Source organism: Azospirillum sp. (assembly GCF_035627195.1).
Lineage (GTDB): Bacteria > Pseudomonadota > Alphaproteobacteria > Azospirillales > Azospirillaceae > Azospirillum.
In genome coordinates this window covers 26,166-33,613 of the sequence record NZ_DASPMG010000086.1, presented here as the reverse complement: position 1 = coordinate 33,613, position 7,448 = coordinate 26,166, and the positions used below count along the sequence as shown (strand labels likewise).

8 protein-coding genes and 1 tRNA gene are annotated in these 7,448 nt (G+C 67.5%); 1 reads left to right on the top strand and 8 read right to left on the bottom strand.

The window, feature by feature from the left end; all coding sequences use genetic code 11:
- From nuoF to VED21_RS07705, 8 genes are all read right to left on the bottom strand, one after another.
- Positions 1-890 (bottom strand): NADH-quinone oxidoreductase subunit NuoF (nuoF, locus tag VED21_RS07740; protein WP_324881751.1); only part of this gene is annotated, 890 nt, incomplete at its 3' end.
- Positions 891-904: 14 nt separating this feature from the next.
- Complete coding sequence (gene nuoE / locus VED21_RS07735; protein WP_324881750.1) at positions 905-1,537, bottom strand: NADH-quinone oxidoreductase subunit NuoE; 633 nt, start codon at positions 1,535-1,537, stop codon at positions 905-907.
- A complete protein-coding gene (locus VED21_RS07730) occupies positions 1,534-2,682 on the bottom strand; it encodes an NADH-quinone oxidoreductase subunit D (protein ID WP_324881754.1) in 1,149 nt (382 codons plus the stop codon). The genes nuoE and VED21_RS07730 overlap by 4 nt, the downstream gene beginning before the upstream one ends.
- A gap of 65 nt (positions 2,683-2,747) precedes the next feature.
- Complete coding sequence (locus VED21_RS07725) at positions 2,748-3,371, bottom strand: NADH-quinone oxidoreductase subunit C (RefSeq protein ID WP_324881749.1); 624 nt, start codon at positions 3,369-3,371, stop codon at positions 2,748-2,750.
- 27 nt (positions 3,372-3,398) lie between these two features.
- On the bottom strand, positions 3,399-3,962 hold the full coding sequence (locus VED21_RS07720) for an NADH-quinone oxidoreductase subunit B family protein (RefSeq protein ID WP_324881748.1): 564 nt from the start codon (positions 3,960-3,962) through the stop codon (positions 3,399-3,401).
- Complete coding sequence (locus VED21_RS07715; RefSeq protein ID WP_324881747.1) at positions 3,932-4,300, bottom strand: NADH-quinone oxidoreductase subunit A; 369 nt, start codon at positions 4,298-4,300, stop codon at positions 3,932-3,934. Before VED21_RS07715 ends, VED21_RS07720 begins: the two co-directional genes overlap by 31 nt.
- A gap of 262 nt (positions 4,301-4,562) precedes the next feature.
- A tRNA-Asp gene (locus tag VED21_RS07710) sits at positions 4,563-4,639 on the bottom strand.
- A 163-nt stretch (positions 4,640-4,802) separates the two neighbouring features.
- Complete coding sequence (locus tag VED21_RS07705) at positions 4,803-5,042, bottom strand: hypothetical protein (RefSeq protein WP_324881746.1); 240 nt, start codon at positions 5,040-5,042, stop codon at positions 4,803-4,805.
- Positions 5,043-5,417: 375 nt separating this feature from the next.
- Here VED21_RS07705 and VED21_RS07700 point away from each other — a divergent pair, with 375 nt between their 5' ends.
- On the top strand, positions 5,418-7,397 hold the full coding sequence (locus VED21_RS07700) for an alpha-amylase family glycosyl hydrolase (RefSeq protein WP_324881745.1): 1,980 nt from the start codon (positions 5,418-5,420) through the stop codon (positions 7,395-7,397).
- Positions 7,398-7,448 lie beyond the last annotated feature (51 nt).

Sequence of the window (7,448 nt, the reverse complement as noted above, 5' to 3'; positions counted from 1 at the left end):
ACGTTGGAGCCCTCGTTGTAGAACTCACCGCGGATGTAGATGTAGCAGGCGCTGGCGCCGATGGCGAAACCGGCGATCAGGCAGCCCTCGATCAGCTCCTTCAGCGGGATGCCCATCTCCTCTTCCACGTTGCACGGCTTGTTCACGTGGCCGGAGATGCAGAACAGCTTGGTGCCGGTGTTCTTCGGACGGCCCAGGCCGCCGAACCAGCCGGCGCCGCGGCGCAGGATGGTGGGCACCACCGCGATGGACTCGACGTTGTTCACCGTCGTCGGGCGGGAATAGAGGCCGGCCATGGCCGGGAACGGCGGCTTGTTGCGCGGCTGGCCCTTCTTGCCCTCAATGGACTCGATGAGCGCCGTCTCCTCGCCGCAGATGTAGGCACCCGCACCGCGATGGATGTAGACGTCGAAATCATAGCCCGAGCCGCAGGCGTTCTTGCCGATCAGGCCCGCCGCGTACGCCTGGTCGATGGCGACCTGGACGTTGGAGGCCTCGTTGTAGAACTCGCCGCGGATGTAGATGTAGGCCGCGCAGGCGCCGATGGCAAAACCGGCGATCAGGCAGCCCTCGATCAGCTTGTGCGGATCGTGGCGCAGGATGTCGCGGTCCTTGCAGGTGCCCGGCTCGCCCTCGTCGGCGTTGATGACCAGGTAGACCGGCTTGTCGGTGACGTTCTTGGGCATGAAGGACCACTTCATGCCGGTCGAGAAGCCCGCACCGCCGCGCCCGCGCAGGCCGGATTCCTTGACCTGCTCGATGATCCAGTCCTTGCCGTTGGCGAGGATGGCCTTCGTGCCGTCCCAGTCGCCGCGGCGCTTGGCGGCCTCCAGGCCGAAGTCCTGGAAGCCGTAGAGGTTCGTGAAGATCCGATCTTCGTCGCGAAGCATGCTCCCGGCCCCCCTCAGTCGTCGCCCTGGGTGGCGGCTTCGCCACAGAAGGCCTTCAGCGTCGTCGGCCCGCCCACCGGCTCGGAGGAGCGGCGGCCGATCTGCGACCCGGCCTTCGGCGTCTCGCCGCGCTTCAGCGCGTCGATGATCTTTTCCATGTGCTCGGGCGACACGTCTTCGTAGTAGTCGTCGCCGATCTGCACCACCGGCGCGTTGACGCAGGCGCCGGAACACTCGACCTCGTGCAGCGAGAACTGCCCGTCGTCCGACACCTCGCCGACGTGGATGCCCAGCTTGTGCTCGCAGGTCGCGACGATGTCGTCGGAGCCGCGCAGCCAGCAGGGTGTGGTCGTGCACACCTGGATCATGTGCTTGCCGACCGGCGTCTTGTTGTACATCGTGTAGAAGGTCGCCACCTCGTACACGCGGATGCGCGGCATGCCCAGGAGGTCGGCCACGTAGTCCATGGCGACGCGCGGCAGCCAGTTGTCGTTCTGGCGCTGGGCCAGATCGAGCAGCGGCATGCAGGCGCTGGCCTGCCGGCCTTCCGGGTACTTGGCGATGATCCGCTTCGCCCGCTCCATGTTCTCGGGATTGAAGGCGAAGGTGGCCGGCTCGTTCGCCGGGACCGAAGCGTGCGCGCTCATCGGTCGATTTCTCCGAAGACGATGTCCATCGACGCGATGTTCGCCACCGCGTCGGCCAGCATGTGCCCCTTCGACATGAAGTCGAGGCCCTGAAGGTGGGCGAAGCCGGGCGAACGGATCTTGCACCGGTACGGCTTGTTGGTGCCGTCGGCCACGAGGTACACGGCGAACTCGCCCTTCGGTGCCTCGGTGGCGGTGTAGGTCTCGCCGGCCGGCACGTGGAAGCCCTCGGTGAAGAGCTTGAAGTGGTGGATGAGCGCTTCCATCGAGCGCTTCATCTCGCCGCGCGGCGGCGGCGACACCTTGCGGTCCTGCACGCGCACCGGACCGTCGGGCATCTCCTTGATGCACTGGCGGATGATGCGCAGCGACTGCTTCATCTCCTCCATGCGCACCAGATAGCGCGCCCAGCAGTCGCCGGTCAGGCCGACCGGGATGTCGAAGTCCAGCTTGTCGTAGACCTCGTAGGGCTGCTGCTTGCGCAGGTCCCACGCCACGCCGGAGCCACGCAGCATCGGGCCGGAGAAGCCCCAGTCGAAAGCCTCCTCCTTGCTGACGATGCCGATGTCGACGGTGCGCTGCTTGAAGATGCGGTTCTCGGTCAGCAGCGATTCGATGTCGTCGATGAACTTCGGGAAGCGCTCGGTGAAGTTCCAGACGTCCTCGTCCAGGCCCTTCGGGATGTCCCACGCGACACCGCCGGGACGGAAATAGGCGGCGTGCAGGCGCGCACCCGAGGCGCGCTCGTAGAACTCCATGAGGATCTCGCGCTCCTCGAAGCCCCACAGCGCCGGCGTGATCGCGCCGACGTCGAGCGCGCCGGTGGTGATCGTCAGCAGGTGGTTGAGGATGCGGGAGATCTCGGCGAACAGCACGCGGATGTACTGCGCGCGCTCCGGCGCCTGGATGCCCAGCATCTTCTCGATGGCCAGCACATAGGTGTGCTCCATCGACATCGGGCAGACGTAGTCGAGGCGGTCGAAGTACGGCAGCGCCTGGAGGTACGTCTTGTACTCCATCAGCTTCTCGGTGCCGCGGTGCAGCAGGCCGATGTGCGGGTCGCAGCGCTCGACCACCTCGCCGTTCAGCTCCATGACCAGGCGCAGCACGCCGTGGGCCGCCGGATGCTGCGGCCCGAAGTTCATGGTGTACGGCTTGATCTGCGTCTTGGCCGACTGCGTCGCGGTCGGGCTCACGGAAGTGGCGACAGTCACGGCTTGCCCCCCTGGTCCTGGGCCTTCTCGTCACCGGGCAGCATGACGTTGGTCATGCCTTCCCACGGGCTCAGGAAGTCGAACGTGCGGAAGTCCTGCGTCAGGCGCACCGGCTCGTACACCACGCGCTTCTGGTCCTCGTCGTAGCGGACCTCGACGTAGCCGGTGAGCGGGAAGTCCTTGCGGAACGGGTGCCCCTCGAAACCGTAGTCGGTGAGGATGCGGCGCAGGTCGGGATGGTCGGCGAAGAACACCCCGTAGGTGTCCCACGTCTCGCGCTCGAACCAGTTGGCCAGGCTGAAGACGGGCACGACGGTGGGGACGGGCGTGTCCTCGTCGGTCCACAGCTTCACGCGGATGCGCCGGTTCTGCGACACGCTCAGCAGGTTGTAGACGACCTCGAAGCGCTCGGCGCGCTCCGGCCAGTCCACAGCCGTGACGTCCACCAGCTGCTCGAACCGGCACTTGGCGTCGTCGCGCAGGAAGGTCAGGACCTTCACGATCGAGGGCCGGCGGACCGTGATCATCAGTTCGCCGAGCTTGAGCTCCACCTTCAGGACGTCGTCGCCCAACTGGGAGGCGACGTGATCCCCGAGCTCCTTGAGCGCGTTTTCGGACATGGGATGCTGCCTAGTCCTTCTCTTCGGTCAGCGGGCGATGCGGTTGCCGCGCCGGATCTTCTTTTGCAGCTGCAGGATGCCGTACACCAGCGCCTCGGCCGTCGGCGGGCAGCCGGGCACGTAGATGTCGACCGGCACGATCCGGTCACACCCGCGCACCACCGAGTAGCTGTAGTGGTAGTAGCCGCCGCCGTTGGCGCAGGAGCCCATGGAGATGACCCAGCGCGGCTCCGGCATCTGGTCGTAGACCTTGCGGAGCGCCGGGGCCATCTTGTTGGTCAGCGTGCCGGCCACGATCATGCAGTCGGACTGGCGCGGGCTGGGGCGCGGAATGACGCCGAACCGGTCCAGGTCGTACCGGCTCATGTAGGCGTGGATCATCTCCACCGCGCAGCAGGCCAGACCGAAGGTCATCGGCCACAGCGACCCCGTGCGGGCCCAGGCGAGCACGTCCTCGTACTTGGCGAGGATGAAGCCCTTCTCCTGGATCTCCTCGGTGACGGCGCGCAGGTAGGCGTCCTGTTCCGGTCCGGGCGGAATCGGCGCCAGCTTGGCGGCCTCTACTCCCATTCCAGAGCTCCTTTCTTCCATTCGTAGATGAAGCCGATGGTCAGCACGCCCAGGAACACGATCATCGACCAGAAGCCGAACATGCCGATGTCGCCCAGGGCCACGGCCCAGGGGAACAGGAAGGCGACTTCGAGGTCGAAGATGATGAACAGGATGGAGACCAGGTAGAACCGCACGTCGAACTTCGTGCGGCTATCCTCGAACGGCTCGAAACCGCACTCGTAGGGGGAGACCTTCTCCGCGTCCGGTGCCTTCGGCGAGATCACCCACGAGGCCACCACCATGACGGCGGCAAGGGCCACGGCGATCAGCAGGAAGACCAGGATCGGAAGGTATTCATAGATCAGCGGATTGGTCACCGCAGTCCTCCCATGGACCAAACCACGCACGCCGCAACCGGCCCGGAAGGGGGCCGACGCGCCACGCCGTGGTGGTATAAGACTGGATTAGCCCGTCAGACGCGGCGCAATATAGGCCGGTTGTCTGCCCAAGGAAAGCGCTTTGAATCAATTCCGTCGCAGCGACAATGCGCCGCACAACACAAAACGCGCGAACCAGAAATGGCTCGCGCGTCAGCGGCTTTCAAGAAGAAGTTTTTGAAAAAAAGGATAAAAGAGAGAGTGGCGCGAGTGACGGGACTTGAACCCGCGGCCTCCGGCGTGACAGGCCGGCGCTCTAACCAACTGAGCTACACCCGCGCAATTGCCCTCTACTTGGTCGCTTCGTCCTGGCCGCGAGGCTTTTTGAAGAAGACCGCCGAACCGAGTGGCGTCGTTCGGTGGGGCGCTTTCTATCCGCCCCGCCCCACCCTGTCAATCACCAAAACGCAAAATTTTTTCTCTCCGCCCTTCACACGCCAATTCAGTCGCCGAGTTCGGCGTGCCGCAGCCGGTCCAGCGCGTCGAAAGCGGCCAGCATGCGTTCCGGCAGGTCGCGTTTGTCCACGGCGTCGGGGCCGCCGAAGCGCGTCAGCGTCGCCTCCAGCGCCTTGGCGAGCAGTTCCGAAACGTCCAGGTCCTTCTGTTCCAGCGCCAGTTCGAGGGCGTACAGGATCCGGTCGCCCAGTCGCCGCTCGTCGCCCATCGGCTGTTCCTCGATCACGCTTTCCTCCGTCGCCCCGTCGGGCCTTCTTATCGGTTGCGCTTTTCCGCCGTTCGTACGCACCACCACGATAGCACAGGCCGCGCTTGCAAACCTCAGTTCCTCGACGCCGCGGGGTGCGGCACGAAGGCCCGGCGGCGCGGACGGCCGGAACGAGTCGCCACGTCATTGGCCCGCACTCGAAATATTAGCCCGCACTCAATAAAAACGTCCGCCTCCCCAACAAACTATTTTAAAAGACGAAGTCGAGTCGCTTTTTCACGCGCGGCGATGTGCGGCGAATCAGCGGCCCGGCCTGACCGCCGTCGCGGCAACCTTTCGTTAACCATAAAAGCCGAGGCTGCCGGCTCCGATGATCACAGCCGGACGGCCCGCATGCATCCCCTCGCCCGCTCGCTCGCCCGCCCGCTCGTCCTGGCCCTGCTGTTGGCGCCCGCCGCGGCCGGCGCCTCCGGCCCGGCGGTCACGCTGAACGGGGACGGCGGCGATTCCTGGACCTTCGATCGCCTCGTGGAGGGCACCGCGGCACCGGACGTCTGCGACGAGGTGCTGGTCGCGTCGCCCGGCGGGATCGTCCCGGCGCAGCGCGACGGTGCGCGCTTCTTCGCCGAAGTCTCCCTGCACGAGGGCGCCAACACGGTGCGCGCGCTGTGCCGGCGCGACGGCGCCGGCGAGACCGCCTCCACCACCCAGACCTGGACGGTGCGCCCGCGTGACCTGCCGAAGGCGTGGCCTCGCGTGTCCGTCACCAGTGCCGGCCTCACGCTCGACTCCGGCCGCAGCGAGCCGGCTGCGGGACGCGCCGCGCCCGTCGTCCGCGCGGAATGGCGCGCCCGCCCCGGCAACCCCGCCCCGCTGTTCGCGGCGGAGGGCGACGTGCCGCTCGACGAGTCGCCAGCCACCGCCAGGCGCCTCGTCCTGCAAACGCCGGACAAGGACGGTGACTATTATATATGTATGCGTGTGGTCGATGCGCTCGGCCGGGAAGACTCGGCCACGGCCCTCTTCCGTGTCCGCGGCGGCCGGGCGGAGGCGCCGGACCTGAGGCGCGAGGCGCCGGCATGGATGGAGGGCGCCGTCGTCTACGGCGTCGTGCCCTTCCTGTTCGGCCCGCGCGGGCTGGCCGAAGTGACGGCCCGCCTGGACGCCATCGCCGCGCTGGGCGTCACCGCGCTGTGGCTGTCGCCGGTCACCGGCGCTCCGGGCGAGGATTTCGGCTACGCCGTCACCGACCATTTCGGCGTGCGCGACCGCTACGGCAGCCTCGGCGACGTCAAGGCGCTGGTCGGTGCCGCCCACGCGCGCGGCCTGAAGGTGCTGATGGACTTCGTGCCGAACCACCTGGCGGAGCAGCACCCCTACCACGCCGACGCCGCGGCGCGCGGGCCTCAGTCCCCCTACCACGACTTCTTCGACCGCGGCGCGGACGGCGCCGTGACCCATTACTTCGACTGGACCAACCTGAAGAACCTGAACTACGACGCTCCGGACGTGCGCCGCTACATGACCGAGGCCTTCGCCTTCTGGGTGCGCGAGGTGGGCATCGACGGGTTCCGCGTCGACGCCAGCTGGGCCGTGCGCGAACGCGCTCCGGAGTTCTGGCCGCAGCTGCGCGAGGAGCTGAAGCGGATGAACCCCGACCTGCTGCTGCTCGCCGAATCGACCGCGCGCGATCCGTGGTACGTGCGGAACGGCTTCGACGCCGCCTACGACTGGACCGACCAGCTCGGCCAATGGGCGTGGCACGACGCCTTCGGCGCCGGCACGCCGACGGCCGCGCGGCTGCGCGCCGCGCTGGCGCACGCCGATCCGGCCGTGCCGGTCATGCGCTTCCTCAACAACAACGACACCGGTGCGCGCTTCATCACCCGGCACGGCGTCGAGCGTGCGCGTCTGGCCGCCACCATGCTGATGACCCTGCCCGGCCTGCCGCTGGTCTACACCGGCGACGAGGTGGGGGCGGCGTACGAGCCCTACGGCGCCCACAAGGTGATCGGCTGGGACGACCCGAACGGCTTCACCGGCCTTTACAAGCGCCTGATCGCGTTGCGCGCCGGCCACGGCGCCCTGCGCGGCCGCGCCCTGTCGCCGGTGGCGACATCGGACACGGACTCCGTACTCGCCTACCGCCGCCCGGGCGCCACGCCGGAGGAGGAGGTCCTGGTCCTGCTGAACTGGAGCGAGGTGCCGCGTGACGTGGCGCTGTCCCCGGCCGACGCGGCGGCGCTCGGCGGCCGCCTCACCGACCTGCTGACCGGTGAGACGCTGACCGTCACCGGCACCGTTCCGGTGCCCGCGCTCGGCGCCCGCGTCCTCAAGCGCAGCGCCATCGCGCCGCAGGCGGCACAACGCTGATGATGGGGCGCTGATGGCGGGGTGCTGATGGCGGCGCCTTGAAGGGACACG